Source organism: Grimontia sedimenti (assembly GCF_011045095.1).
In the GTDB taxonomy this organism is placed as follows: domain Bacteria; phylum Pseudomonadota; class Gammaproteobacteria; order Enterobacterales; family Vibrionaceae; genus Enterovibrio; species Enterovibrio sedimenti.
In genome coordinates, this window is sequence record NZ_JAALDL010000007.1 from 107,884 (window position 1) to 134,048 (window position 26,165).

Consider the following 26,165-nt stretch of genomic DNA (forward strand, 5'->3'; position numbering starts at 1 on the left):
ATTTCAACAGCTTGAACACCTTACTGCGCCGTGCATTTTTTAACCGCACGACATTCCCCATTGGGGCCTGTTGACTTTTACTGAAGCCAAAACAAAAGAAGGCGAGCTAATGCTCGCCTTCTCTGGGGCAAGTTTATCGCTAAACTCGCCCATTTTATTTAGTGAGTCGGCCTATAAGCCGGGTTCTGTACCGTAAAAACGGTGGTAGCCATTCGTCTAGGCCTGCAATCGCTCACAGGCTCCAGCAACCTACCCGTCCCCAACGCGGGCCGCGCCAAAGGGGACCTATTTGGTCTTGCTCCGGGTGGAGTTTACCGTGCCACGAACTGTTGCCAGTCGCGCGGTGCGCTCTTACCGCACCCTTTCACCCTTACCTGATCTCCGAAGAGCCATCGGCGGTTTGCTCTCTGTTGCACTGGTCGTAGGCTTGCGCCCCCCAGGCGTTACCTGGCACCCTGCCCTGTGGAGCCCGGACTTTCCTCCCCCTCGTCAGTCTCCCAAAGGACATCAACGAAGCAGCGGCTACCCGGCCAACTCAGGCGGCGGATTATATAGAGTTCACCGCCACGGATCCAGCGAAAACACCGGGCTTCTTACTCGAGATTTTCTAAACCCCACTTATAGAGGGCATTTTTTTTCACGTTATATAGCTCAGCTGCAATCGCAGCCGCCTTCTTCAATGGCAACTCCTTCGCCAGCAAGGTAACCGCTTTGGTTGCCTCCAATGGCAAATCCTCTTTCTCTGCACGGTGACCCGCAATCAAAAGTACCATCTCACCACGGATACGGTTGCTGTCTTCATTCAGCCATTCAATCAACTCGCCCAGCGGCGCGCCATGAATAGTTTCATAGGTTTTGGTCAGCTCCCGTGCCAACACTACCTGACGTTCCGCGCCCAGTACCGCCAGCATGTCATCGAGCGTATCGAGAATACGGTGTGGTGATTCGTAAAAAATCAGAGTTCGTGGATCTTCTGCAATATCAGAAAACTTATCTCGGCGCCCTTTACTTTTCGGGGGCAGGAAGCCTTCGAAGCTGAAGCGATCAGAAGGTAAACCTGACGCACTCAACGCGGTGATAACTGCACAAGGCCCCGGCAAAGGAACAACTTTAACACCCGCCTGACGACAACGGGTCACCAATGGTAACCTGGATCGGATATCAACGGCGTGCCCGCATCAGACACCAGCGCAATATTTTGCCCACTGACCAATTTTTCAATCAGAAAATCTGCTTTCTGTTGTTCATTATGGTCATGCAGCGCGAAAGTTCGGGTGGTGATTCCAAAATGGGACAGTAGTTTACCAGTGTGGCGGGTATCCTCGGCAGCGATGATGTCGACCTGCTGCAAAATCTCCAAAGCACGCTGGGTGATATCTCCCAGGTTTCCGATCGGTGTCGGCACGATATATAAAGTTGAGACGTCAACCATGGTTGAAGTTTCATCAGTCATTTGTTTCACAACCCTTCGGCGATTAATATAGAGGGCAACAAGTTACGGACAGAAGATGTTCATGCGTAAAATAACCCATAAGTGCAAAAGTGTATCACGAGTTCTTCCACCAATCGCGCTGGCATTGGTGCTTTCGGCGTGTACCACCACACCACCTGTTGAGCAAGGACCGCAATATGACATCACAGCGCCGGCGCTGGAGTCATCGACTTTCTATTTGCTGAAAGCAGAAACCGAAACCGGAGAAGCAAAAGCTGACTGGTATCTGTTGGCGTTAAAAGCACTGATTGCTGAAAAACAGTACGCACAAGCCGATGTTTTGGTTAGTCGTTTGGCAAAACTGCCACTGCCCCCACTGCAACTTTCCGAATGGCAACTGAACCGCGCCTTGTTATCTCAGCAAAAAGGCGATCTGCAGACCGCTGTTGATAACCTGAACTTCCAGCCATCTTGGGGTATTCCGGCTATTCAATACCAGCGCTATTACCTGTTGAAAGGTGAACTTTACGAAGCACTGGGCAACATGCCAGGTGCTGTGCTCTCTTATGCCGAAGGCTCTCCTTACATTACGGACAACTACGATAAGCAGCAAAACTGGGAAAACGTTTGGACACTGCTGGTGAAAATGTCACCTTCAGAGCTGAGCTCCCTGTCTGCAACCACCAATCCAGTCCTGAATGGCTGGGTCGAGTTGGTGAACCTCCTTCGCCGTTACTCGGGTCGTCCTGCTCAGCAACAAGAAGCGCTGAACCAATGGCTAGCAGCCAATTCATCTCACCCGGCTAACCGCTACCTACCGAATGACCTGACTGCACTTCAGTCGATGGAGATCCTCCGTCCTGACCGCATCGGTGTGATGCTGCCTCTGAGCGACAAGTTCGCGGCACAGGGTGAAGCCATTCGTAATGGTTTGGTACAAGCGCTGCTGGATGATGATTCGGGCAATACTGCGCCTTCAGTGATGTTCTACGACACCAACGGACTGTCAACGACTGACATCGTCAACCAAATGCGTACTGACGGTATTCAGTTTGCTATCGGCCCTCTTCGCAAAGATAAAATTGAAGAGTTCCTGACAGTGAGCCAGAACGCGATTCCAACGCTTGCACTGAATATCCCTAGAGAGGAAGACGGCGCAGCAAACACCTGCTTCTTCACACTCTCTCCAGAGCAGGAAGCTGAGCAAGCTGCATTACATATTGAACAGAACAAGCACCAATACCCATTGGTGATTGCCCCGGACAATGGCTTTGGTCGACGCGTCAGTGAAGCCTTCTCTAAACAGTGGGAAGAGCAAACCGGCGAGCCTGCAGAAATTGAATTTTTCAAAAACCGTGCAGCCATGCAGAAGACCGTCCAACGCGTATTTGGCTTAACCGAGAGCCAAGGGCGTATTCAGCAAATGCAACAGCTTCTGGGAATGGAAATGGAATCAGAGCAGCGCAGCCGCCGCGATGTTGATGCCGTTTACCTTGTTGCCAACGCAGGCGAGCTCACACTGCTTAAGCCGTTCATTGAAGTCGCCATCAACCCAGATGTTCAACCGCCGAAATTGTACTCAAGCTCACGCTCTAACAACCGTGTGAACGGTGTTGGCGAAATTGGGGAGCTTCGCGGTATCGAATTCAGTGACGTTCCACTTCTGGTTGAGCCCAACAATCCTGCCGCCGCGCGCTTCAACCAACTCTGGCCAGGGCTCGATAACGGTATGACTCGCCTTTACGCACTGGGAATGGACGCGTATGCGTTGATTGAAGCACTTCCTCAAATGCAGGCATTGCCTGAATACCGCTTTGAAGGGTTGTCAGGTGAATTGTCACTGGGTGATTACTGCACCGTCAACCGTAGTGTTTCCTGGGCAATGTTTGGGGATCAGGGGATTGTTTCGGTTAAGTAAAAAGCAAACCGGCGATCACTATGAAATACAGGCCTGCCGCTTTCTCGAGCGGCAGGGCCTTAAGACCATCGAAAAGAATGCCCGCTTCAAGGGCGGCGAATTGGATCTCATCATGCGGGAGCAAAGCTGCCTCGTTTTCGTTGAGGTGAAATACCGCAACCAAACCACTTATGGTGGCGCCGCCGCCAGTATTTCTCCACGAAAACAACAACGCATGCTCAAAGCAGCCTATTTGTGGCTGGCGAAAAATGGCCTGTCCGCGACACATACCGAGTTTAGATTTGATGCCGTGACTTTTGAAGGCAACGTAAACTCGGTAAACTGGATGAAAAATATCGTATTTGAAGGGTAATCAATGCTAGATAGCATCAAAGAGAGTTTCACCGAGAGTATCCAGACACAGATCGCTGCAGCAGAAGCCTTGCCAGAGCAGATTTCCAAAGCCGCGATGGTCATGGTGCAGTGTCTGCTTAACGGCAACAAAATCCTGTGTTGTGGTAACGGTGGCTCCGCAGCAAATGCTCAGCATTTCGCTTCCTGTCTGCTTAACCGCTTTGAAACAGAGCGCCCTAGCCTGCCAGCATTGGCATTGACAGCGGATACCGTCACACTGACAGCGGTCGCGAACGATTACCACCACGATGAAGTCTTCTCCAAGCAGGTACGAGCATTCGGACAAGGCGGTGACGTGCTATTGGCGCTGTCTACCAGCGGTAACAGCAAAGACATTATCAAGGCAATGGAAGCCGCCGTAACCCGTGACATGACCATTGTTGCGCTTACCGGCAAAGATGGCGGTGAAATGGCAGGCCTCTTGGGTGAGCAGGATGTGGAAATCCGCATTCCTTCCCAGCGTACTTCCCGCGTACAGGAAGTTCACCTGATCACCTTGCACACACTTTGCGATCTTATCGATCAATACCTGTTCCCGACGCACGGAGAATAACCATGAAAAAGGCGCTTTTACTTGCAGCAGTATTGGGGTTGAGTGCCTGTTCCGCGATTTACGAGCAGGATACCCGTACCGCGAAGACGGAATGGCAAGACACAAAACTAGGAATGGAAGTCGCCGGGATCGTTAATAAAGCTCCTTTTAAAGGCGATACCCGTGTTAACGCCGTTTCCTACGATGGCAAACTGTTATTGATTGGTCAGGCGAAAACCGAAGACCTCAAAAACGGTATCCTTACTAAAGTCCGAGAACTGGAAGGCGTAGAGACCGTCTACGACCAAATACGCATCAAGGCGCCTTTGTCTGTGGGTGATGTTTCCAAAGACACTTGGATCACCACCAAGGTGAAATCAGCTCTTATTGGCAGCAAGAAGCTCCGTAACGTGAACATCAAAGTGATCACAGAAGACAGCGAGGTCTTTTTGCTAGGCTATGTCACTCGCGAGCAAGCGAATGAAGCCACTGAAATTGCCCGTAACCTAAGTGGCGTTAAGCAGGTCATCAAAGGTTTTCAGTATTACGAGCCAAGCGCAAATAACGAGTAAGTCAGATTCAGACATGAAAAAAGCAGCCTAGGCTGCTTTTTTTATTTGACGACGGTCAGTGTCGGACGACCTTTGGGTTTCTGCTCTGGCTCTGAAGTTGGCTCCTCAGTCTCCACAACAGTTTCCGCATCTTCCTGCACTTCCTCGACAGCATTGAGTTCCGGTTCAGATTCAATACGCTCCAGCTCTTCATCGTATGCTGGCTCTGGATCGAACATGGTGCCAGCACCATTTTCACGTGCATAAATTGCCATCACAGCATACATAGGCACAGTCACCAGCATCGGTCGACCACCGAATCGTGCATTGAAACTGACTTCGTCATTACCCAATTCAAGGTTGCCAACCGCACGCGGTGCAACGTTCAATACGATCTGTCCATCCTGTACGTACTCAAAAGGTACATTCACGTAGGGCATGGTTGCATCCACAACCAGGTGTGGCGTCAGATCGTTGTCGAGTAACCAGTCGTAAAACGCCCGTAACAGATACGGGCGTCGAGGCTTGAGATTGATGTCGCTCATTATTGCGCCAGACGCATCTCACGCTCAGCTTCAGTCAGAGAAGCCAGGAATGAATCACGTTCAAATACGCGCGCCATGTAAGTTTTCACTTCTTTAGCACCAGGACCGCTCAATTCGATGCCCATTACCGGCAAACGCCACAGCAGCGGAGCCAGGTAGCAATCAACCAAGCTAAACTCTTCGCTCATGAAGAAAGGATACTCAGCAAAAACAGGTGCCAGAGCCAACAGCTCTTCACGCAGTTGACGACGCGCTTTGTCGGCTTCTTCTGCATTGCCTTTTTCAATTTTCTCAGCCAGTGTGTACCAGTTACGTTCGATGCGGTACATCATCAGACGGCTGTTACCACGTGCTACCGGGTAAACCGGCATCAGCGGCGGATGTGGGAAACGCTCATCCAGGTATTCCATGATGATGTTTGCGTTATACAACGCCAACTCACGGTCAACCAGAGTCGGAACCGAGTTATACGGATTCAGATCGAGTAAATCCTCTGGCAGGTTATTTGGATCAACAAGCTCAATCTCGTATGTCACACCTTTCTCTGCCAGAACGATGCGAACCTGATGGCTATACATGTCTGATGCGTCTGAATACAACGTCATCACCGAGCGTTTATTGGCAGCAACAGCCATTAACCCCTCCAGAATGTTTCATCTATAGAAAAAACAATGGGAGCACCTGCTCCCATTGTGGATCAGCAACTCACTAGATTAACCGATCAGTGAACGTCACGCCAATACTCTTTCTTGAGCAAAATGGCTAGGATGAGGAAAATGACCATAAAGCCAATCACCCAATAACCCATTTGCTGACGCTCAAGCTTGTTAGGCTCACCTGAGTACTCAAGGAAGTTCACCAAGTCACGAACCGCGTCGTCGTACTCGTCAGGGCTCAACTCACCGTTACCCAGTGATTCAATACCGATGAATTCCTGAACCTGTTCACCATCAACCAGTACGGTTTTATACTGCTTGACTGGTGTACCTTGAAGCTCTTCGAGTACGTGAGGCATACCCACGCTTGGGAACACTGAGTTGTTCACACCAAACGGACGAGAGTCATCTTGGTAGAAAGAACGCAGGTAGGTGTAAATCCAGTCTGTACCACGAACACGAGCAACCAGCGTCAGGTCTGGTGCCGGGCCACCAAAGAAGGTCGCACCATCTTCTGCGGTCATCGCATTGGTCACCAGATCACCGATTTTCGCATTGCTGTCAAAAACCAGATTTTCCAGCATCAGTTCTTTCGGGATATCCAAGTCTTCTGAGATACGCTCATAGCGCTGGTACTGCGTGGCATGACAGCCAAAACAGTAGTTCATGAAAAGCTTGGCACCGTTTTGCAATGATGCTTTATCTGACAAATCGTTGTTTGCTGCATCCAATGGAATGCTTGGACCCGCCGCCATCGCCAGAGAAGGCAGCAGAGCAAACAGCATTACAATCCACTTCTTCATTGTAGTTCACCCTCTCCGGTAATGGTTTCGTCGCTTCGTTTTTACTGTAGAAGAACAGCGCAACAAAGAACATGAAGTAACCAAAGCTAAAGATCTGTGCCAACAGGGTATAAGTTGGGGTTGCTGGCAGCGCACCCAGAATACCCAGCGCAATGAATGAAACAGTAAACTGCGCAATGTTTGCCAGGTGGATTTTGCTGCGGTAACGGTAAGAGCGTACCTTACAGCGATCCAGCCATGGCAGCAGGAACAGAACAGCGATGGAGAGGCCCATCATTACAACACCCAACAGTTTGTCAGGAACTGCACGGAGGATGGCGTAGAATGGGGTGAAGTACCACACAGGCGCAATGTGCTCAGGTGTCTTCAGCGGGTTAGCTGCTTCAAAGTTAGGTGGCTCAAGGAAGTAACCGCCCATCTCTGGATTGAAGAAGATAACGTAAGCAAACAGAATACCGAACAGACCCACACCAATCAGATCTTTCACCGTACCGTAAGGGTGGAAAGGCACAGAATCGATGATGTCGTACTTCTTGGTGTAGTACTCGTGGAATGGGAACTGGGTTTCGTACCCTTCACCTTTAGTGCCCTTAGGCAACTTGGTCTCAATACCATCCGGGTTGTTTGAACCCACTTCGTGCAGCGCCAGAATGTGCAGCACAACCAGCAACAGAATCACGATAGGTAAAGCAACAACATGAAGCGCAAAGAAACGGTTCAATGTTGCACCAGAAAGGACATAATCACCACGAATCCACAAAGTCAGGTCGTCACCGATAACCGGAATCGCACCAAACAGGGAAATGATTACCTGTGCGCCCCAGTAAGACATCTGACCCCATGGCAGCAGGTAGCCCATGAAAGCTTCCGCCATCAGTGCCAGGAAGATCAGCATACCGAAAATCCACAGCAGCTCGCGTGGTTTCTGGTACGAACCATAAATCAGGCCACGGAACATGTGCAGATAAACGACCACGAAGAACGCAGAAGCACCGGTGGAGTGCATGTAGCGCAGCAGCCATCCGTATTCCACATCTCGCATAATATATTCAATTGACGCAAAAGCACCTTCTGCAGAAGGGTTATAGCTCATGGTCAGCCAAATGCCGGTTAAAAGCTGATTGACCAATACCAGCATGGCCAAAGAGCCAAACAGGTACCAGAAGTTAAAGTTTTTCGGCATTGGGTATTCAGACAAATGCTTTTTATAAGCATTCATCGCTGGAAGGCGTTTCTCGAACCAGTTAATCAAGTTTTCCATTACGCTGTCCCCTCATCTGCGCCAACCAAAATACGGTTATCGTTAAGGTACGTGTAAGGTGGAACAACCAGATTAAGTGGCGCTGGCACACTCTTAAATACACGGCCAGCCATATCAAACTTAGAGCCGTGACAAGGGCAGAAGAAACCAGAAGAAACCCCTTCAACCTGCTCACCAAAGCTATCAGGCAGATACGTTGGCGAACAACCCAGGTGGGTACACAGACCAACAGCAACAAAAATCTCAGGTTTTACTGAACGGTAGGCGTTAACAACATATTCAGGTTGCTGTGGTTCGAGAGATTCAGGATCGCGAAGTTGCTCACCAATCTCATTCAACGTTTCCAGCGTCTGCTCACTACGGCGAACAACCCAGACCGGCTTGCCCTGCCAAATAACCCTGACTAACTGACCTTCTTCAATCTTACTCACATCGACTTCGACCGGAGCACCGGCAGCCTTTGCTTTGGCGCTAGGGTTCCATGACTTGATAAAAGGTACAGCGACTGCTGCTGCACCCACACCACCAACCACAGCGGTTGATAGAGTCAGGAAACGGCGTCGGCCGGAATTCACTGGCGCATTGCTCATCCAACATTCTCCCATGTGCTCCCGCATGGATTCTTATAACATTCCTTATGCGTCCCTGGAGCGTACGGCTAACTCAAATTAAGTATTTTTCTCACGTAGAAACGGGTGGTTTATCTAACAAAAACCTATTAATACGTCGCCTAAATGATAAGGAAAACCCCACTTTTTGACAAGATAAAGCTACCTTTTTGTAACAAATGTGAGGTATACACCGTTTTTTTAACTAACTGCCAAAAAAGAAAAAATTTGCAGAAATGTCAAAATGAGGAAATTGGGGACAAGCGCACAGTTCGCGCATTGACGGGAGGGGTAAATGCCTGAATGGAGATAATAAAAAGCCCGGCATAAGCCAGGCTTTTTGGACCAGAATTCCCGGATAATCCGGAAGCGAATTAACGCTTAGAGAATTGTGGACGACGACGTGCTTTACGCAGACCAACTTTCTTACGTTCAACGCGACGTGCGTCACGAGTAACGAAGCCAGCTGCGCGCAGTGCAGGACGCAGAGTCTCATCGTATTCCATCAGCGCACGGGTGATACCGTGGCGGATTGCACCTGCTTGACCAGAGATACCACCACCAGCAACGGTGATGTACAGGTCCAGCTTCTCAGTCATTTCTACCAGCTCAAGAGGTTGCATAACAACCATGCGAGCGGTTGGACGACCGAAGTAGGTTTCCAGAGAACGCTTGTTGATTACGATGTTACCGCTGCCCGGCTTGATGAATACACGAGCTGCGGAGCTTTTGCGACGACCTGTGCCGTAGTATTGTTCTGCCATTTTGAAGTCCCCTTAGATGTCCAGTACTTGCGGTTGTTGTGCCGCGTGCTTGTGCTCTGCGCCCGCGTAAACTTTCAGTTTACGGTACATTGCACGACCTAGAGGACCGCGTGGTAGCATACCTTTAACAGCAAGCTCGATAACCATTTCTGGTTTCTTAGCGATCAGTTTGTCGAAGCTGATTGACTTGATGCCACCCATGAAACCAGAGTGGTGGTAGTACATCTTGTCAGTAGTTTTCGCGCCAGTTACTTTAACTTTTTCCGCGTTGATAACTACGATGTAGTCACCAGTGTCAACGTGCGGAGTGTACTCCGGCTTGTGCTTACCACGCAGACGAGATGCGATTTCAGTTGCGATACGACCCAGAGTTTTACCTTCTGCGTCTACAATGTACCAGTCGCGTTTTACAGTTTCTGGTTTAGCAACGAATGTTTTCATGCTAATAATTACCCGATAAATTTAGATTTCACTTAAGGAGCTCTCGCTCCCACTGTTAAGAGCCCATTCAACACCCCTTCGAGTGGTGGTTCCCTCGGCCGAAGCCTTTCAACAGTAACGGTGGGTCGCAGGATTATAAGGAAGGGTGGAGAAAAAATCACCTTTTTTTCAAAAAAAGTCCTGACTTTTTCTCCATTGGATTTTTATCAATACTGTCATTACCGCAAGACTGGTTATGGAAGATGCTCCAAAGCCAAGTAATCATGGCTTTGCATCTCTTTCAGACGCGAAATGCAGCGCTTAAATTCGAATGACAAGCGACCATCTGTGTACAGTGAATTCAAGGCGACTTCAGCGGAAATGATAAGTTTCACGTGTCTTTCATAGAATTCATCGACCATCGCGATAAATCGACGCGCAGCATCATCCTTTGAGAGGCCCATTTGCGGTACGTTTGCCAGTAAAACCGTGTGGTAAAGGCGAGCTATCTCTATATAGTCAGATTGGCTACGCGGACTATCGCATAACGTGGCGAATTCAAAGTGGACTACCCCTTCGGCTTCACGCTCTGCGATCAGCTTTCGGTTGTTAATTTCGATTTCCAGTGATTCATGACAAGGCTCGGTGGCCAGCTTATAGAAGTACTCTTTGAGGTTTTCGCCTGCAGCTTCATCTAAAGGGAAATGAAAGATCTCTGCCTGCTCCAACGTTCGTAAACGATAATCCGTGCCCGCATCAACGTTCACCACTTCGCAATGCTGATTAATAAGGGCGATGGCAGGGAGGAATCGAGCACGTTGCAAACCGTTTCGGTACAGTTCATCCGGAACAATATTTGACGTCGCAACCAGACAGATCCCACGCTCAAACAAAGCTTCCATCAGCGTACCCAAGATCATCGCATCCGTAATATCAGAAACGAAAAACTCATCAAAACAAAGAATATGGGCTTCGTCGGCGAGCTTATCGGCAATCTTCTGCAAAGGATCCTGTTCGCCATCAAGGAGCTTCAACTCGTGATGCACACGGTGCATAAATCGATGAAAGTGCATCCGCAGTTTCTTATCAAACGGCAGGCTTTCGAAGAAGGTATCAACAAGATAAGTTTTACCGCGGCCAACACCACCCCAGAAGTAAAGCCCCTTTTCCGGTGCTTTCACGGGCGATTTCTTCTTAAACAGGGATTCCAAAAAGCCCTGTTTTTCAACCGGTGCGTTCGCCCTTTCTACCAGGCGATGGTAAAGATCTTCCAGTTTCTCAACCGCATTGCGTTGGGAAGCATCTTCAAAAAAGTCTGGTCTTTGTAAGTCGTTATGGTATTGCTCTAGTGGTGTCATCCTTGAACCTAGCTCTCACTCGCACCCGTGGCGTTCTCAAAATCAATAGTACCATGCGTCTATCTTGGCATGTATAGTAAACCAAGAGTATTAAGGGGTTTGTAGTTTTCTTTTGATTGCCATTTCATCGGCAAAAAAACTGCAATTTATCCAACCGGTTGGAATAAGTTAAGGAGCACTTATGGCTTGGATCAACACGCTGGTATTTGTGATCATTGGTATTGTCATTGGCTTCATTATTGCCCGCCTGACAATGCGTGATAATTCTCAACAAAAAGATCTGAAAAAAGAGTTAGAGAAGTCGCGCTATGAATTGGAACAGTATCGTCAGGAGTTGGTAGACCACTTCGCGCAGAGCGCAGAGCTGCTCGACAATATCTCCCGCGATTACAGTAAGCTGTATCAACACATGGCCAACACTTCAGCAGAATTAATGCCGAATTTGCCTGAGCAGGACAACCCTTTTGCAAAACGCATCAGCAAACTGTCGGAAGTGACTGAAGAGCAAGAACCTTCTCAAGAGCCGCCTCGCGACTATTCTGATGGCGCGTCAGGTTTGCTGAAAGACCAAAAAGAAACCAGCAAAGCGAGTTAACTCGATCACAAATATCAAATAACGGGGCATTGAACTTTTTTGACCCACCCCCACTCTTAAAACGTACCTATAGAGGGGAGTGTGTTTATGAAAAAGAAGTCTTTGCTTACTTTAAGTGCGATTGCACTTGCCGTTAGTACAACCATGACAGCCTTGCCGACAACTGCAGCATTACCAGCCGCGGTTGCCGGTGAGAGTCTGCCTAGCCTTGCGCCTATGCTTGAAGCTGTGAGCCCAGCAGTCGTCAGTATTGCTGTGGAAGGCAGCCATACATCAAAACAACGCATTCCTGAATCTTTCCGTTTCTTCTTTGGCCCGGACTTTCCTTCTGAACAAGTCAGAGAGCGTCCTTTCCGTGGCTTGGGGTCGGGCGTCATTATTGACGCGGACAAAGGGTTTGTGATCACTAACCATCATGTGATTGATGGTGCAGATAAAATCCGTGTTCAATTGCACGATGGCCGCGAGTACGATGCAGAGCTTATCGGCAGCGATGGCATGTCTGACGTCGCATTGCTCAAGCTGGAAGAAACGGATGATCTGACTGAAATCAAGCTCGCTGATTCAGATGCGCTACGTGTTGGTGATTTCGCCATTGCGATTGGTAACCCATTTGGCCTTGGTCAAACCGTCACTTCTGGCATCATTTCAGCACTGGGCCGCAGTGGTTTGAATGTCGAAAACTTTGAAAACTTCATCCAGACTGATGCGGCGATCAACAGTGGTAACTCTGGTGGCGCGCTGGTCAACCTGAATGGTGAACTGGTCGGCATTAACACCGCTATTCTCGGCCCGAACGGCGGCAATGTCGGTATTGGCTTTGCCATTCCCGTGAACATGGCGAAAAACCTCGTCGACCAGATCCTTGAGTTTGGTGAAGTGAAACGCGGCGTGCTGGGCGTGCAAGGTGGCGAACTGACATCAGAGCTCGCAGAAGCATTTGGTTATGAAACAAACCATGGCGCTTTTGTCAGCCAAATTGTACCTGACTCAGCCGCAGAAAAAGCAGGTATCGAAGCCGGTGACATTATCGTTTCTGTGAACGGGAAGGAAATTCGCAGCTTCGGTGAACTTCGCGCAAAAATCGCGACGCTGGGCGCGGGCAAAGACGTGAAGCTTGGCATTATTCGGGACGGTAAAGAAAAGACCGTTACCGCTAAGCTGAAAGAAGCCAGCCTTGCCAAAGCCAATGCAGAGACGCTACACGAGGCACTCAAAGGCGCAGAGCTGGAAAACTATAAAGAAGGCAAAGTGTCTGGGGTTCGCGTTTCAAGTGTCGAAAAAGACTCTATCGCCGCCCGCTATGGCTTAAAGCAGGACGACGTGATTGTTGGACTGAACCGAAACAAGATAAAAAACCTTGGCGATCTGCGCAAACAACTTGAGAGCAAACCGTCTGTGTTGGCACTTAACATTCTGCGCGGCGAATCTACCATGTATCTGGTGATCCGCTAAGCAAACGCTTTACGCAAAGCGTTTCAAATCAGGAGCCTGACCGTGTCAGGCTCTTTTTTATTCGGCCTTGTCAGCTACTCATACAGACCATTCAGTGGTATTCTCGGTGCTTTGTATTTCGCGGCTTTATGGGGAATTGCATGCTGGCTTTTTTAGCACGTTCTGTGGTGTACGGCGTTTTGGTCGCTGCTGTGCTGCTTATTGCCATTCCTTCGTTACGAAGTTCCCAACTGTTACCTGAAGCGACACTTGCCACGTTTGAAGTCAACAACAACCTGATTTCCTATAACTATGCCGTCCGACGTGCCTCCCCTGCCGTTGTGAACATCTACACCCGCCGTTATAGCGCCGAAAACCGCTTGCAGCTCAATGCCGAAGGGCTTGGATCCGGCGTCATTATGAGCGACAAAGGCTACATTGTGACCAACTACCATGTCGTCGCCAGAGCTGACCAAATCATTGTTGCGTTGCAGGATGGCCGTATCAGTACTGCGCAACTGGTAGGTAAAGATCAACGTACCGACTTGGCGGTATTGAAGATTGAGCTAGATAGCCTGCCTGTGATCCCATTTAACGACAGCTATGAACCTGCTGTCGGTGACGTGGTACTTGCTATCGGAAACCCCTATAACCTTGGTCAAACCACAACCTTCGGCATTATCTCAGCAACGGGTCGTGCGGGGATGAGCTTTAACCGCCAGCAAGACTTTCTGCAAACCGATGCAGCGATCAACAAAGGTAACTCTGGCGGTGCCTTGGTCAACAGCCGTGGCGAGTTAGTCGGTATCAATACCGCATCATTCCAGCAAGCCACCGATGTAGATACCTATGGCATCTCTTTTGCCATTCCTTACTCACTCACATTAAAGATCATGCAAAAACTGATTGCTGATGGTCGGGTTATCCGCGGTTATATTGGTGTGGAAGGACGCGAAGTGAACCCTGTAATGGCAAGACTTCTTGATGCGGAACAATTAAGCGGCGTGATGGTGGGAAGCATGGACCCGAACGGGCCTGCGGAAAAATCGGGACTTAAGGTCAATGACTTGATAATCGCGATAAATGAAAAGCCTGTTAGCAGTGTCCGCAATGCCCTGGATATCGTGGTTGATATCCGCCCTGGCACAAAAGTGCCTTTCAAAGTGATCAGAAACGGTCAACCTATTGATGTCATAGTCACGATTGGCGAAGAAAAACTTCAGTAGACACACTACCCACAAGTTCAACAAAAACAAAAAAGGCCACTTCTTAAGTGGCCTTCTCTTCATCTATTGCTATAAGCAATTAGTCACTGAAACGTTCAATGCTGACACCCAGCTTTTTAAGCTTATCTTCGATGTGCTCGTAACCACGATCGATATGATAAATACGGTCAACGATGGTTTCACCTTTTGCAATCGCACCAGCAATCACAAGGCTCGCAGAAGCACGTAGGTCAGTTGCCATCACCTGAGCACCACTCAGACCATCGCAATCACCACAAACCACAGTGTTACCTTCGATTTCAGCGTGAGCCCCCATGCGTTGCAGCTCTGGCACGTGCATGAAACGGTTCTCAAAAATCGTTTCTGTGATGATACCTGTGCCTTTCGCCATCAGGTTAAGCAGTGTAAATTGCGCCTGCATATCGGTTGGGAAACCCGGATGTGGAGCCGTACGGATATTCACAGCTTTCAGCTCGCGATCCGTCATGTCCAGCGAAATCCAGTCTTCACCACTTTCCACCAGCGCGCCCGCCTCTTCCAGCTTAGCCAGTACCGCTTCCATCAATTTTGGTGAGGTGTTGTGACACATCACCTTACCGCCAGATACCGCCGCACCGACTAAGAAGGTGCCAGTTTCGATACGGTCAGCAACCACTTCATGATAGCCACCGCCCAAGCGCTCAACACCTTCAATTGTGATAGCGTCAGTACCTGCACCAGTGATTTTTGCACCCAGTGTGTTCAGGAACTTCGCACAGTCCACAATCTCAGGTTCACGCGCCGCGTTTTCAATCACTGTAGTGCCTTCTGCCAGCGTTGCCGCAGACATGATGGTCACTGTTGCGCCAACACTGACTTTATCCATAACGATGTGCGCACCTTGCAGGCGGCCATCAACATGGGCTTTCACGTAACCTTCGTCCAGTGTAATGGTCGCGCCAAGTTGCTCCAGACCATGAATATGCAGGTCAACCGGACGTGCGCCGATGGCACAACCGCCTGGCAATGACACTTCACCTTTACCAAAGCGGGCAACCAGTGGACCTAACGCCCAAATAGATGCACGCATGGTTTTCACCAGATCGTAAGGTGCACAGAATTCGTTGATGTTACTGGCATCAACGTGAACAGAACCGTTGCGGGATACTTTGGCACCCAAACGTGATAACAACTCCATAGTGGTGTCGATATCACGCAATTTAGGAACGTTCGCGACTTCTACAGGCTCTTCAGCCAGCAGCGCGGCAAACAAAATAGGCAGTGCCGCATTCTTGGCACCTGAAATAGTGACTTCACCACGCAGTGGGCCACCACCGTGGACACGGAATTTTTGCATGCTGTTCCTCGTGAACTTATAGCGGTTGCATCAGTTTTTTGTCGCGCGCCCACTCAGTTGGAGTCAGCGCTTTGATGCTAAGAGCATGGATTGCATTGGTTCTGATGTGTTCCATCAGTGGGCCATAGATAGTCTGCTGTTTCTTCACGCGTGACATGCCATCGAACATATCGCCAACTGCGATCACTTCGAAGTGACTGCCGTCACCTTTAACATGGATTTCTTCCAGCGTTAGAGCTTGCTCTAGAATGGCTTTGATTTCAGTAGGTTCCACAACTATTCCCCGTCAACCGATGCACTTTCATCAGTAAAAAGACTTTCCACGTTGCTCAGCTGCAGCAAGACGCTAAGCTGCGAAGGAGTGTTACTCAACATCAGGGCTTGTTGTCTGTCGTTGAGCTCTTGCTGCAAGTGGAGCAACATTGCCATACCCGCCGAATCGACACGTTTTAACGAAGACAGATCGAGTACAACCTGCTTGTCTGACGGCAGCCAATCGGCGCGGCGGCTCCAAAATGCTGGAACTGTGTCACGATCAAGCTCTCCTGACAAGCAGTAATGCCCATTTGTGAGTTGCTGAAGTGATAATGCTTCACTCACGACGCGCTCTCATCACGGGTAATAGGCGCTTTCGCGCGTTCAATCAGTTGGTTGGCGACGTCTTCGATGCCATTACGACGAAGTTCGCCGCTCCATTCGCTGGTTTTGGTGTCCAGCATACTCACACCTTCAACCTGTACATCAAAGCCTTGCCACTCTTCCGTTTTGCCGTTTTTACGCAGGGCAAAGTCCAAACGGATTGGTGGACGGGCTTTGTCAAGAATGTCGACGCGCACTGACACCACTTTACGTTTGGCATCTATTTTCTTGGCAGGTTCCACGTTGATTTCCTGATCGGTGTATTGCGTCAGGATCTGGGCATACGATGCAACGAGATAGTCATAGAAAGCTTCAGTGAACAGGTCTCGCTCTTCTTTGCTGGCTTTACGTGCCTGTGGGCCTAGCACTTTCAGTGCGGCGTAACGGACATTGATATATGGCATCAACTCCTCTTTGACCACGACGCGCAAAAGCTCTGGGTTTTCGATGTACTGATCTTTGTCTGCTTTCAAGCGACTAAACGCATTTTCCGCGACACTATTGATCAGAAGGTACGGGTCTTTAGCATCAATTGGGGCCGCCAAAGAGACCGATGAAATCGCAACAGTCAGCGCTGCGAAAAACGTAACAAACCACTTTTTCATGACTTTTACTCCTCAGACCCACCGACGCTGTATAGGAACTGACCAATCAAGTCCTCCAACACCATCGCTGAGCGTGTATCTTCCAACAAGTCGCCATCCTGAAGGACATCAATATCCTCATCCAGAAAGCCCGGGCGAATACCAATGTACTGCTCACCCAGAAGCCCTGAGGTCAGAATCGCCGCCGAGCTGGTTTCTGGGAAATAGCCATATTTGCGCTCAATATCCATCGTCACGGTCGGAATATAATCCGGCGCCGTCAGAGCGATGTTACTAACACGACCCACCACAACGCCGCCCACTTTCACTGGGGAACGAACTTTCAAACCACCAATGTTGTCAAAATGCGCTTCGAGTGAGTAGTGCTCAGACCGCGAAAAGCTTTTGACATCAGCGACCTGAAAAATGAGCAGCAGCACCGCGGCAATACCGGCTATAACAAATGTGCCTACCCAAAATTCTGTTTTTCGGTTTTGTTGCATTTAATTAGCTCCCAAACATCAGTGCCGTGAGGACAAAGTCCAATCCCAACACTGCTAAAGACGAATGCACAACGGTACGTGTAGTGGCTCGGCTGATCCCTTCTGAAGTAGGGATCGCATCGTAACCATTAAACAAAGCAATCCAGGTCACGGTAATGGCAAACACCAGACTCTTAATAAAAGACTGTCCAATGTCGTAACCCAGCTCAACGGATGACTGCATCACCGCCCAATAGCTGCCGTAATCAATGCCTTTCCAGTCAACACCTACGAGCTGTCCACCCCAGATGCCCACCATCATAAAAATCATTGCCAGAAGCGGCATGGAGATGACACCCGCCCAAAAACGCGGTGCAACCACACGGCGGAGCGGATCAACCGCCATCATCTCAAGACTTGAAAGCTGCTCTGTTGCTTTCATTAAACCAATTTCTGCCGTCAACGCTGAGCCTGCGCGACCCGCGAATAAGAGTGCCGTCACGACCGGGCCAAGTTCCCGTAGTAGCGACAACGCTACCATTTGCCCCAGAGAGCTTTCCGCGCCAAAGTCGGCCAGTACCAGATAGCCCTGAAGGCTCAATACCATGCCGATAAAAAGGCCTGACACCATGATGATCGCCAGTGAGCGCACACCTACGGAATAAATCTGGGTCAGCAACAACGGGAACATCTTTCTTGGTTGAGGTTTGCCGATCAGCGCGCCCAGCAGCACAAAGGTCGCCCGTCCCATGGTCTGGGACACCGCCATCGCGCGGGCGCCGATTGCCTGCACCATGCTTACAATCACGAGAAAAGCTCCTGTTTGATATCTTTGGCCGGGTAACGAAACGGCACAGGACCGTCAGCATCGCCCTGAAGAAACTGACTGACTCGGGGATCAGGATTGTCACGTAAAGACTGCGGCGAGCCTGATGCGATGATCTTGCCATCGGCCAGCAAATAGACATGATCCGCAATGCTCATCACTTCAGGGACATCGTGAGAGACCACAATAGAAGTCAAACCCAGTGCCTGATTGAGATTGCGGATAAGGGAAACCAAGACACCCATAGTTATCGGATCCTGACCCACAAAGGGTTCATCGAACATAATCAGTTCGGGATCGAGCGCAATCGCCCGAGCCAACGCCGCTCGCCTTGCCATGCCGCCAGAAAGGCTACTTGGCATCAAGTCGTCGGCTCCTCGCAAACCAACCGCTTCAAGCTTTAACAGCACAATGGTTTTGATCAGGGATTCTGAAAGTTCAGTGTGTTCGCGTAGGGGAAAAGCGACATTATCGAAGACCGTCATGTCAGTGAACAGCGCACCGGACTGGAAAAGCATGCTCATGCGCTTGCGCACATCGTAAAGCTTGCTTCTCGAAAGCGTCGGGATGTTTTGACCCGCGAATTCAATGGTGCCATTTTCCGGCTGGAGTTGCCCGCCAATCAGTCTCAGCAGGGTTGTCTTGCCAATACCGGAAGGCCCCATGATCGCCGTCACTTTTCCAACAGGAACAGTTAGGCTGACGTTGTCAAAAATCACTCTCTCACCACGCGAGAAAGTCAGGTCGTTCACTTCAACCAGATTCATAGTACTCATCAAGGCCCTTTGACGTTGTTATCCTTGAGCGTTAATTGCCCGATCATAGAGGTGAGACAAAGGCAAAACAAGTAATTGTACACCATTCATTTGCAAAGTCTTTATTAGAAAACTATCAATTTTCAGACAATCACTGTCTTTTCCTATATGCATCCACTGGAATTAAGATCACTCATTTTAGGCTAGAAACGGTCGCTCATTTTTACCTTTAATTTGTATGGTTTTTTATTATTTTGTGAATCAAGGACGAGGCTACACGCTGGAAGACACTTCACTGTCTTGCTAATAAAGAGAAGCTTGCTGAAACTCATCCGTCCTTTTCCTTCACTTTTACTCAATTAGCGTTCAAAATTGCCCTTTTGTATTGTTCTTAGCCCCAGCTAATTCTGAAGGTATCTAAATGTTTGAAGCGACCGCCATTCTCGTCGTGGGCTTGTGTTTGTTGGTATGGAGTGCTGACAGACTGGTCTACGGAGCAGCCGCTATCGCCCGTAATGTGGGCATTTCTCCACTCGTCATCGGTATGACTATTCTGGCCATGGGAAGCTCTGCGCCAGAAATGGTAGTGTCGGCAACCGCAGCATTAAGCGGGAAAACCGACACGGCAGTGGGTAATGTGCTCGGTTCAAACATTGCCAACATCGCCCTGATTCTGGGTGTAACGGCTTTGATTAAACCACTCGCTATCAGTTCCGGCATCCTCCGCCGCGAGTTACCGCTTATGTTAGGCGTGACTGTGCTGGCAGGCGCTATTTTGTGGAACAACTACCTGAGCTTTTTTGAAGGCGTGCTCCTCGCGGTGTTTTTTGCGGGATTCCTGCTTCTGATGATGAAGTTTGGCCGTGAGAGCGGAGAAGAAGATCCAATGCTTGCTGAGCAGGAATCTGAAATTCCTGAAGGCGTCAGTAACGTTTCTGCGGGTATCTGGGTTGTTGTTGGTCTGGTGCTTCTGATTTTCAGCGCAGACATGGTGGTTGATTCTGCCGTTATCATTGCAAAAGCTTTTGGTATGAGTGACCTGGTGATTGGTCTGACAATCGTCGCGGTCGGCACCAGTCTTCCTGAACTGGCAGCATCGATTGCCGGTGTGATGAAAGGCGAAGACGATCTGGCGGTGGGCAACATCATCGGCTCTAACATCTTCAATATTCTCGCGGTCATGGGCATTCCGGGTATACTGGCGCCATCGGCCATTAACCCGTTGGCGATGGATCGTGACTTTTATGTCATGCTCGCACTCTCTGTATTGCTGTTCCTGTTTGCAGTCGGTAAAGCGCGCACGATCAACCGCTGGGAAGGCATTGCACTTCTCGTTTGCTTCGTGGGTTACCAAGGCTACCTGTTCTCGCATCTTGCGGCATAACCGGACTGACTATGACTTTTGATTTTCGCCAGGCAGGCATTGCAACACTGAAAACAGAGTTGGACGCCATCGTCCAGCTTGAGCAGTACATCAATGAAGACTTTGATAACGCCTGCAAGCTTATTCTTGAAGCCAAAGGAAAAGTCGTTGTGATGGGCATGGGGAAATCCGGCCACATTGGTAACAAGATTGCTGCGACATTGGCAAGTACTGGTACTCCCTCTTTCTTTGTTCACCCAGGTGAAGCCAGCCATGGCGATCTGGGCATGATTGAAAAAGGGGATGTGGTTCTGGCGATTTCAAATTCCGGTGAAGCCTCGGAAATCATCACACTGCTGCCAGTGGTGAAACGACGCGGTATCACGCTCATCACTATGACGAGCAATCCTTCTTCAACCATGGCGCGACTGGCGCAAATCAACCTTTGCATCAAAGTGCCAAAAGAAGCCTGCCCGATTGGACTTGCTCCGACTTCCAGCACCACTGCAACCCTCGTCATGGGTGATGCGCTGGCGGTAGCACTGATGCAAGCCAAAGGCTTTACAGCCGACGATTTTGCCCTGTCCCACCCGGGCGGCGCATTGGGTCGCAAGCTATTGATGCGTATTGTTGATGTGATGCATTCCGGCGACAAACTGCCAAAAGTCGCGCCAAACAACTCCATCCGTGATGCGCTTTTAGAAATGTCTGCCAAAGGCCTTGGCATGACCGCAGTTGTTGACGACAGCGACGCGGTGCTGGGTATTTTCACCGATGGCGATCTGCGCCGACTGCTGGATCAGCGTATCGACGTCCATACCACCGAGATCGGCGAAGTGATGGGCAAAAAACCAACACTGATTGGCCCAGATGTACTGGCCGCTGAAGGCCTGAAGCTAATGGAAGAGAAGAAAATCAACGGATTGCTGGTCACAGATAATGACAAGCTGATTGGCGCACTGAATATGCACGATCTGCTGAAAGCTGGAGTGATGTAATGCAACCCATGACTCAAACCCTGTATGGCCCTGTATCTACTGAATTAGTGGAACGAGCCCGTGACATCAAATTGCTGATTTGCGATGTGGACGGTGTGTTCTCAGATGGCCGCATTTACATGGGTAATGATGGTGAAGAGCTGAAAGCCTTCCATACCCGTGACGGCTACGGCGTAAAATCGCTGATGAATGCCGGTGTCGAAATCGCCATCATTACTGGCCGTAAATCGGCCATCGTTGAACGTCGTATGGGCGCTTTGGGCATCCAGCATATCTATCAGGGTCAGGATGACAAAGCCTCTGCGTATCAAGATCTCGTCAACCGCTTAGGCGTGCCTGCAGAGCAAACGGCCTACATCGGTGACGATCTTATCGACTGGGCGGTCATGTCTCAGGTCGGCCTGTCTGTTTGTGTGAATGACGGCCATCCCCTTTTGGCTAAACGCGCAGATTTGGTCACCCGTACGCCGGGTGGTTACGGTGCCGTGCGTGAAGTTTGTGATTTGATTCTTGAGGCGCGCGGGGAACTCGATGCGCATAAAGGACTCAGTATATGATGTTGCAACGCCTTGGTATCGTTGCCCTTCTCGCCGTCTGTGGTTATGCCGGGTACTACCTGCTAACCCAGCATTACTGGGAAGCAGAGGTACAAGTTGCACCGGATGCTGAAAAGCCCCTGTTTACGGCGGATAACATCAACTCCACCACATACAACATGCAAGGGACTCGAAGCTACCGCATTGAATCTGTGCACGTAGAGAACTATCAGCAACTCGACGAGACCCACTTTAACGAGCCCGTACTTTGGACATATAGTAACGGGGAAGAGGAAGAGTGGCGTGTCAGTTCCGAGTTTGCGGTTCTTGAAGATACAAAAACCCTGGTGATGACGGGTCGGGTCAGGATCTTTAACCTGTTACCAGACGCTCAAATCAAAGTCGTCACTACCGAAGAGCTTACTTTGGATCTCGTCACCCGAGATTTCTGGTCAGATACCGAAACCGAAATTACCGGTGTGGGTCTGCAAACCCGTGGCGAGAGAGTAAAAGGCAATTTTGGCTCCCACCAAATGGAACTGATTGACCAAGTGAAGAGCAGGTATGAACAACAAAAGAACTAAATTTTTTGCCATGGTATTGATGCTGTTGTCAGGCACTGCGATGGCGCTGTCAACAGATTCCGAGCAGCCAATCTATATTGATTCCGACTCGCAAAACCTCGACCTAAACACAAACACCGTGATTTTCACGGGCAATGTTTATCTGCGTCAGGGCTCTATCCGTCTGAATGCTGACAAAGTTGTCGTGACCCGCCCTAGTGGCGAGGAAGGTGTGGAAGTGATCGATGCCTACGGTAAGCCGGCCACTTTCGAACAGACCATGGATGATGGTAAAAAAATCAATGGTGAAGCGTTCGACCTTCGTTACGAAACCGGCAAAAGCTTCCTGACCATGAAGCGCAATGCCGTGTTGACTCAGGAAGGTGGTAACCAGGTAGAAGGCCAGAAGATCACCTACAACATCGACAAACAATTGCTGGTTGCAGAAAGTGATGACAGCAGTCGCGTCACTACCGTGTTGCAGCCACAGTCAAAACAAGAGAAGAACTAACTCTGCATGGCCATTCTCACCGCTAAAAATCTCGCTAAAAGCTATAACGGCCGTAAGGTTGTTACTGATGTTAGTCTTGAAGTGAAGTCCGGCGAAATTGTCGGATTGCTTGGCCCAAACGGCGCCGGTAAAACCACCTCTTTCTATATGATTGTTGGTCTGGTTGCGCGCGATGAAGGCATTATCAAAATCGACGATTTGGATATCAGTATCCAGCCGATGCACAATCGTTCCCGCATGGGTATTGGTTATCTGCCCCAAGAAGCGTCTATTTTCCGCAAACTCAGCGTTTACGATAACCTGATGGCCGTATTGCAAACCCGTTCGGATTTGACCAAAGAAGAGCGTCAGGACAAAGCGGAAGACTTGCTGGAAGAGTTTAACATCCAGCACATTCGTAACAGCATGGGTATGGCATTGTCTGGTGGTGAGCGCCGCCGCGTGGAAATCGCACGTGCATTGGCAGCAAATCCAAAATTTATTCTGCTTGATGAGCCGTTTGCAGGCGTAGACCCTATCTCGGTTATCGACATTAAGAAGATCATTGAGCATCTTCGCGATCGCGGTCTTGGGGTATTAATCACCGATCACAACGTACGTGAGACACTCAGTGTTTGTGAACACGCCTATATTGTTAGCCAAGGGCACTTGATTGCCCACGGCACACCTGATGAAGTGCTCAACGACGAGCACGTAAAACGAGTCTATCTCGGAGACCAGTTCAGGCTATAGTTATAGGAGAACGGTTGGCGAATCGCTCCTGTATATGCACTGATAATAGATAAAAGGAAAGGTGCCAGTATAACTATGAAACCCTCGCTTCAGCTCAAGCTTGGCCAACAACTTGCAATGACGCCCCAGCTGCAACAGGCAATTCGCCTGCTTCAGCTGTCGACGCTTGATTTGCAACAGGAGATCCAGGAAGCGCTGGAAGCTAATCCACTCCTCGAGCAAGACGAAAACGCCGATAACAATATCGACGGCGATAGCGCGCAGGAGTTTGAGGGTGAAGAAAAAGTCAGCGCCTCCGCGTCAGAGTCTGAAACAGAAGGCCCTGACACCATGGACAGCTCTGATGCCATGGGTCAGCAGGAAATGCATGACGACTTACCTGTCGACACCACCTGGGATGATTTCTATAGTGCCAATACTGGCAGCACAGGCATTTCCATCGGTGATGACACACCAGTCTATCAAGGCGAAACCACCGAAACCCTCTACGATTACCTCAACTGGCAGCTCCAACTCACCCCATTTACCGAAGTCGACCTCGCCATTGCTACCGCCATCATTGATGCGGTAGACGACAAAGGCTACCTCACCGTTTCTGCGGAAGATATTCTCGAAAGCCTTGGTGCAGAAGAAGGTGAAGTGGAACTCGATGAAGTCGAAGCCGTGCTCAAACGTGTTCAGCAGTTCGACCCGTTGGGTGTCGCTTCCCGATCCCTTCAAGAGTGTTTGCTGATCCAACTGGCTGCGTTTGCCGAAGACACGCCTTGGCTGGCAGAGGCAAGAATGGTACTTCGTGAGCACATGAACCTGCTCGCGAACCGCGACTATCGCCAATTAATGAAAGACACCAAGCTTCGCGAGCCTGAACTCAAAGAAGTGATGCGTCTTATCCATAGTCTGGAGCCACGTCCGGGTAACCTCATCGTTACCAATGAAGCGGAATACGTGATTCCTGACGTTTCCGTGTTTAAAGACCGTGGCAAGTGGGTGGTGCAAATCAACCCGGATGCCGTGCCGCGCCTAAAGGTTAATCAGCAGTATGCTGCACTCACCAAAAACGGTTGCAGCGCTGCAGACAGCCAATTTATCCGCAGTCATTTGCAAGACGCCAAGTGGCTGATCAAAAGTCTCGAAAGTCGCAACGAAACACTCCTGAAAGTGGCGCGTTGTATTGTTGAGCATCAACAGGATTTCTTCGAATACGGCGAGGAAGCCATGAAGCCGATGGTTCTGAACGACATCGCGCTGGCCGTGGACATGCATGAGTCCACCATCTCCCGTGTTACCACACAGAAATATATGCACACACCTCGTGGCATATTTGAATTGAAATACTTCTTCTCAAGCCATGTCAGCACAGACAATGGCGGTGAATGCAGCTCTACGGCAATCCGCGCGCTGGTGAAAAAATTGGTGGCGGCTGAAAATCCGGCCAAACCACTCAGCGACAGCAAGATTGCCACACTGCTGGCGGAGCAAGGGATCCAGGTCGCGCGACGAACGATAGCAAAATATCGTGAGTCTCTGGGTATTGCACCGTCCAATCAGCGCAAGCGCCTTATCTAGGCGTCTCAACCAAAAGGAAGATGTTTATGCAAATCAATCTCACCGGTCACCACGTTGAAATTACCGACGCTCTGCGAGACTACGTGACAACCAAGTTTGATAAGCTTGAGCGCTTTTTTGATCACATCAATAACGTTCATGTAGTGCTTAACGTCGAAAAACTGCAGCAGATTGCCGAAGCGACCCTGCATGTGAATAACGGCGAAATTCACGCAAAAGCCGACTCAGAAAACATGTATGCGGCGATCGATTCGCTGACCGATAAGCTGATTAAACAGTTAACCAAACACAAAGAAAAGATGAACCACCATTAATCATGGAACTCAAAGACGTACTCAAATTGGACTGCACCAAAAGTGCAGTCCTTTGTTCAAGTAAGAAACGTGCACTTGAAGTGATTAGCGAACTGGCTGCCAGCCAATTGGATCAAAACCCGCAAAAGCTGTTCGAGTGTATGCTTGGCCGAGAGAAAATGGGCAGTACGGGCATCGGAAATGGAATTGCCATTCCCCATGGCCGTATCTTCAACAGTGACCATGCCGTTGGTGTGCTGGTCCAGTGCGCAGAGCCTATCGAGTTTGATGCTATCGACAACCAACCTGTTGATCTGCTGTTTGCCCTGCTGGTACCGGATGACCAGTGTAAGGAGCACCTCAAAACACTTTCATTGATTGCTCAGAAGCTCGGTGACAAGCAGGTTTGCCGCCAACTTCGCCATGCAAGCTCTGATCAAGAGCTCTACGATATAATTACAGGATAAGCAGTTCAGGGACGCGCA

General features: G+C 49.7%; 30 protein-coding genes, 1 other RNA gene and 2 pseudogenes. 16 read left to right on the plus strand and 17 right to left on the minus strand.

Going from position 1 to position 26,165, the window contains the following annotated elements:
- Positions 1-158: 158 nt before the first annotated feature.
- Positions 159-538: RNase P RNA component class A (gene rnpB / locus G5S52_RS11225), an RNA gene on the minus strand.
- Between the two features lie 55 nt (positions 539-593).
- Positions 594-1,453, minus strand: a pseudogene (gene rsmI, locus G5S52_RS11230) (16S rRNA (cytidine(1402)-2'-O)-methyltransferase).
- A gap of 55 nt (positions 1,454-1,508) precedes the next feature.
- Between rsmI and G5S52_RS11235 the strand changes: the two are divergent.
- From G5S52_RS11235 to G5S52_RS11250, 4 genes are read left to right on the plus strand one after another with little or no spacing between them, the layout of a single operon-like run.
- Positions 1,509-3,350, plus strand: coding sequence for a penicillin-binding protein activator (locus tag G5S52_RS11235; RefSeq protein ID WP_165013581.1), 1,842 nt, complete (start codon positions 1,509-1,511; stop codon positions 3,348-3,350).
- A complete protein-coding gene (locus G5S52_RS11240; protein ID WP_165013583.1) occupies positions 3,334-3,702 on the plus strand; it encodes a YraN family protein in 369 nt (122 codons plus the stop codon). The genes G5S52_RS11235 and G5S52_RS11240 overlap by 17 nt, the downstream gene beginning before the upstream one ends.
- Positions 3,703-3,705: 3 nt before the next feature.
- Positions 3,706-4,296 (plus strand): phosphoheptose isomerase, encoded by a 591-nt coding sequence (locus G5S52_RS11245; protein WP_002537348.1) that lies wholly within the window; start codon positions 3,706-3,708, stop codon positions 4,294-4,296.
- 2 nt (positions 4,297-4,298) lie between these two features.
- On the plus strand, positions 4,299-4,847 hold the full coding sequence (locus G5S52_RS11250; RefSeq protein WP_165013585.1) for a BON domain-containing protein: 549 nt from the start codon (positions 4,299-4,301) through the stop codon (positions 4,845-4,847).
- A gap of 41 nt (positions 4,848-4,888) precedes the next feature.
- Here G5S52_RS11250 and sspB read toward each other — a convergent pair whose 3' ends face one another.
- The 8 genes and pseudogenes from sspB to zapE all read right to left on the minus strand — a co-directional run bounded on the left by sspB (position 4,889) and on the right by zapE (position 11,241).
- Positions 4,889-5,371, minus strand: a complete 483-nt coding sequence (sspB, locus tag G5S52_RS11255; protein WP_165013587.1) for a ClpXP protease specificity-enhancing factor — start codon at positions 5,369-5,371, stop codon at positions 4,889-4,891.
- Positions 5,371-6,006 carry a stringent starvation protein SspA gene (gene sspA, locus G5S52_RS11260; protein ID WP_002537343.1) on the minus strand — a complete coding sequence of 212 codons (636 nt, stop codon included), beginning with the start codon at positions 6,004-6,006 and terminating at the stop codon, positions 5,371-5,373. Before sspA ends, sspB begins: the two co-directional genes overlap by 1 nt.
- An 86-nt stretch (positions 6,007-6,092) precedes the next feature.
- Positions 6,093-6,830 carry a cytochrome c1 gene (locus tag G5S52_RS11265; RefSeq protein WP_165013589.1) on the minus strand — a complete coding sequence of 246 codons (738 nt, stop codon included), beginning with the start codon at positions 6,828-6,830 and terminating at the stop codon, positions 6,093-6,095.
- A 1-nt stretch (position 6,831) separates the two neighbouring features.
- Positions 6,832-8,091 (minus strand): annotated as a pseudogene (locus G5S52_RS11270) (cytochrome b); the annotation flags it as partial.
- The gene (gene petA / locus G5S52_RS11275; protein WP_002537336.1) at positions 8,091-8,681 is read right to left on the minus strand and encodes a ubiquinol-cytochrome c reductase iron-sulfur subunit; all 591 of its coding nucleotides are present in this window, start codon (positions 8,679-8,681) and stop codon (positions 8,091-8,093) included. The pseudogene G5S52_RS11270 and the gene petA, both read right to left, overlap by 1 nt.
- A 392-nt stretch (positions 8,682-9,073) precedes the next feature.
- A complete protein-coding gene (rpsI, locus tag G5S52_RS11280; RefSeq protein WP_002537334.1) occupies positions 9,074-9,463 on the minus strand; it encodes a 30S ribosomal protein S9 in 390 nt (129 codons plus the stop codon).
- A 12-nt stretch (positions 9,464-9,475) separates the two neighbouring features.
- A complete protein-coding gene (gene rplM, locus G5S52_RS11285) occupies positions 9,476-9,904 on the minus strand; it encodes a 50S ribosomal protein L13 (RefSeq protein WP_002537332.1) in 429 nt (142 codons plus the stop codon).
- A gap of 233 nt (positions 9,905-10,137) precedes the next feature.
- Positions 10,138-11,241: a cell division protein ZapE gene (gene zapE, locus G5S52_RS11290; protein WP_165013591.1), complete on the minus strand. Its 1,104-nt coding sequence runs from the start codon at positions 11,239-11,241 to the stop codon at positions 10,138-10,140.
- 181 nt (positions 11,242-11,422) lie between these two features.
- Here zapE and zapG point away from each other — a divergent pair, with 181 nt between their 5' ends.
- From zapG to degS, 3 genes are all read left to right on the plus strand, one after another.
- Positions 11,423-11,836: a Z-ring associated protein ZapG gene (gene zapG, locus G5S52_RS11295; RefSeq protein ID WP_002537329.1), complete on the plus strand. Its 414-nt coding sequence runs from the start codon at positions 11,423-11,425 to the stop codon at positions 11,834-11,836.
- 87 nt (positions 11,837-11,923) lie between these two features.
- Entirely contained in the window at positions 11,924-13,291 is a 1,368-nt protein-coding gene (locus tag G5S52_RS11300) for a Do family serine endopeptidase (RefSeq protein ID WP_165013593.1), read from the plus strand.
- Positions 13,292-13,431: 140 nt separating this feature from the next.
- Complete coding sequence (degS, locus tag G5S52_RS11305) at positions 13,432-14,496, plus strand: outer membrane-stress sensor serine endopeptidase DegS (RefSeq protein ID WP_165013595.1); 1,065 nt, start codon at positions 13,432-13,434, stop codon at positions 14,494-14,496.
- Positions 14,497-14,575: 79 nt separating this feature from the next.
- Here degS and murA read toward each other — a convergent pair whose 3' ends face one another.
- From murA to mlaF, 7 genes are read right to left on the minus strand one after another with little or no spacing between them, the layout of a single operon-like run.
- Positions 14,576-15,832 (minus strand): UDP-N-acetylglucosamine 1-carboxyvinyltransferase, encoded by a 1,257-nt coding sequence (gene murA / locus G5S52_RS11310; RefSeq protein ID WP_002537322.1) that lies wholly within the window; start codon positions 15,830-15,832, stop codon positions 14,576-14,578.
- A 16-nt stretch (positions 15,833-15,848) separates the two neighbouring features.
- Positions 15,849-16,106, minus strand: a complete 258-nt coding sequence (gene ibaG / locus G5S52_RS11315) for a BolA family iron metabolism protein IbaG (protein ID WP_002537320.1) — start codon at positions 16,104-16,106, stop codon at positions 15,849-15,851.
- A gap of 2 nt (positions 16,107-16,108) precedes the next feature.
- Complete coding sequence (locus G5S52_RS11320; protein WP_165013597.1) at positions 16,109-16,432, minus strand: STAS domain-containing protein; 324 nt, start codon at positions 16,430-16,432, stop codon at positions 16,109-16,111.
- Positions 16,429-17,076, minus strand: a complete 648-nt coding sequence (locus tag G5S52_RS11325; RefSeq protein WP_165013599.1) for an ABC transporter substrate-binding protein — start codon at positions 17,074-17,076, stop codon at positions 16,429-16,431. The genes G5S52_RS11320 and G5S52_RS11325 overlap by 4 nt, the downstream gene beginning before the upstream one ends.
- A 5-nt stretch (positions 17,077-17,081) precedes the next feature.
- Positions 17,082-17,558 carry an outer membrane lipid asymmetry maintenance protein MlaD gene (mlaD, locus tag G5S52_RS11330; RefSeq protein ID WP_002537314.1) on the minus strand — a complete coding sequence of 159 codons (477 nt, stop codon included), beginning with the start codon at positions 17,556-17,558 and terminating at the stop codon, positions 17,082-17,084.
- Positions 17,559-17,562: 4 nt separating this feature from the next.
- Positions 17,563-18,333, minus strand: coding sequence for a lipid asymmetry maintenance ABC transporter permease subunit MlaE (mlaE, locus tag G5S52_RS11335; RefSeq protein ID WP_192815500.1), 771 nt, complete (start codon positions 18,331-18,333; stop codon positions 17,563-17,565).
- Positions 18,334-18,341: 8 nt separating this feature from the next.
- On the minus strand, positions 18,342-19,139 hold the full coding sequence (gene mlaF / locus G5S52_RS11340) for a phospholipid ABC transporter ATP-binding protein MlaF (protein WP_165013601.1): 798 nt from the start codon (positions 19,137-19,139) through the stop codon (positions 18,342-18,344).
- Between the two features lie 400 nt (positions 19,140-19,539).
- On the opposite strand from mlaF, the gene G5S52_RS11345 reads away from it, so the two are divergent.
- From G5S52_RS11345 to ptsN, 9 genes are all read left to right on the plus strand, one after another.
- Positions 19,540-20,502 carry a calcium/sodium antiporter gene (locus G5S52_RS11345; RefSeq protein WP_002537311.1) on the plus strand — a complete coding sequence of 321 codons (963 nt, stop codon included), beginning with the start codon at positions 19,540-19,542 and terminating at the stop codon, positions 20,500-20,502.
- Positions 20,503-20,507: 5 nt separating this feature from the next.
- Positions 20,508-21,479, plus strand: a complete 972-nt coding sequence (locus G5S52_RS11350) for a KpsF/GutQ family sugar-phosphate isomerase (RefSeq protein ID WP_438590720.1) — start codon at positions 20,508-20,510, stop codon at positions 21,477-21,479.
- Complete coding sequence (gene kdsC / locus G5S52_RS11355; RefSeq protein WP_165013605.1) at positions 21,479-22,036, plus strand: 3-deoxy-manno-octulosonate-8-phosphatase KdsC; 558 nt, start codon at positions 21,479-21,481, stop codon at positions 22,034-22,036. The genes G5S52_RS11350 and kdsC overlap by 1 nt, the downstream gene beginning before the upstream one ends.
- The gene (lptC, locus tag G5S52_RS11360) at positions 22,033-22,599 is read left to right on the plus strand and encodes an LPS export ABC transporter periplasmic protein LptC (RefSeq protein WP_165013607.1); all 567 of its coding nucleotides are present in this window, start codon (positions 22,033-22,035) and stop codon (positions 22,597-22,599) included. The genes kdsC and lptC overlap by 4 nt, the downstream gene beginning before the upstream one ends.
- A complete protein-coding gene (gene lptA / locus G5S52_RS11365) occupies positions 22,580-23,089 on the plus strand; it encodes a lipopolysaccharide transport periplasmic protein LptA (RefSeq protein WP_002537307.1) in 510 nt (169 codons plus the stop codon). Before lptC ends, lptA begins: the two co-directional genes overlap by 20 nt.
- Before the next feature lie 6 nt (positions 23,090-23,095).
- Positions 23,096-23,821, plus strand: coding sequence for an LPS export ABC transporter ATP-binding protein (lptB, locus tag G5S52_RS11370; RefSeq protein WP_165013609.1), 726 nt, complete (start codon positions 23,096-23,098; stop codon positions 23,819-23,821).
- 75 nt (positions 23,822-23,896) lie between these two features.
- Positions 23,897-25,387, plus strand: a complete 1,491-nt coding sequence (locus G5S52_RS11375) for an RNA polymerase factor sigma-54 (protein WP_165013611.1) — start codon at positions 23,897-23,899, stop codon at positions 25,385-25,387.
- Positions 25,388-25,413: 26 nt separating this feature from the next.
- Positions 25,414-25,701, plus strand: a complete 288-nt coding sequence (gene hpf / locus G5S52_RS11380) for a ribosome hibernation promoting factor (protein ID WP_002537302.1) — start codon at positions 25,414-25,416, stop codon at positions 25,699-25,701.
- 2 nt (positions 25,702-25,703) lie between these two features.
- On the plus strand, positions 25,704-26,147 hold the full coding sequence (gene ptsN, locus G5S52_RS11385; RefSeq protein WP_165013614.1) for a PTS IIA-like nitrogen regulatory protein PtsN: 444 nt from the start codon (positions 25,704-25,706) through the stop codon (positions 26,145-26,147).
- Positions 26,148-26,165: the final 18 nt, after the last annotated feature.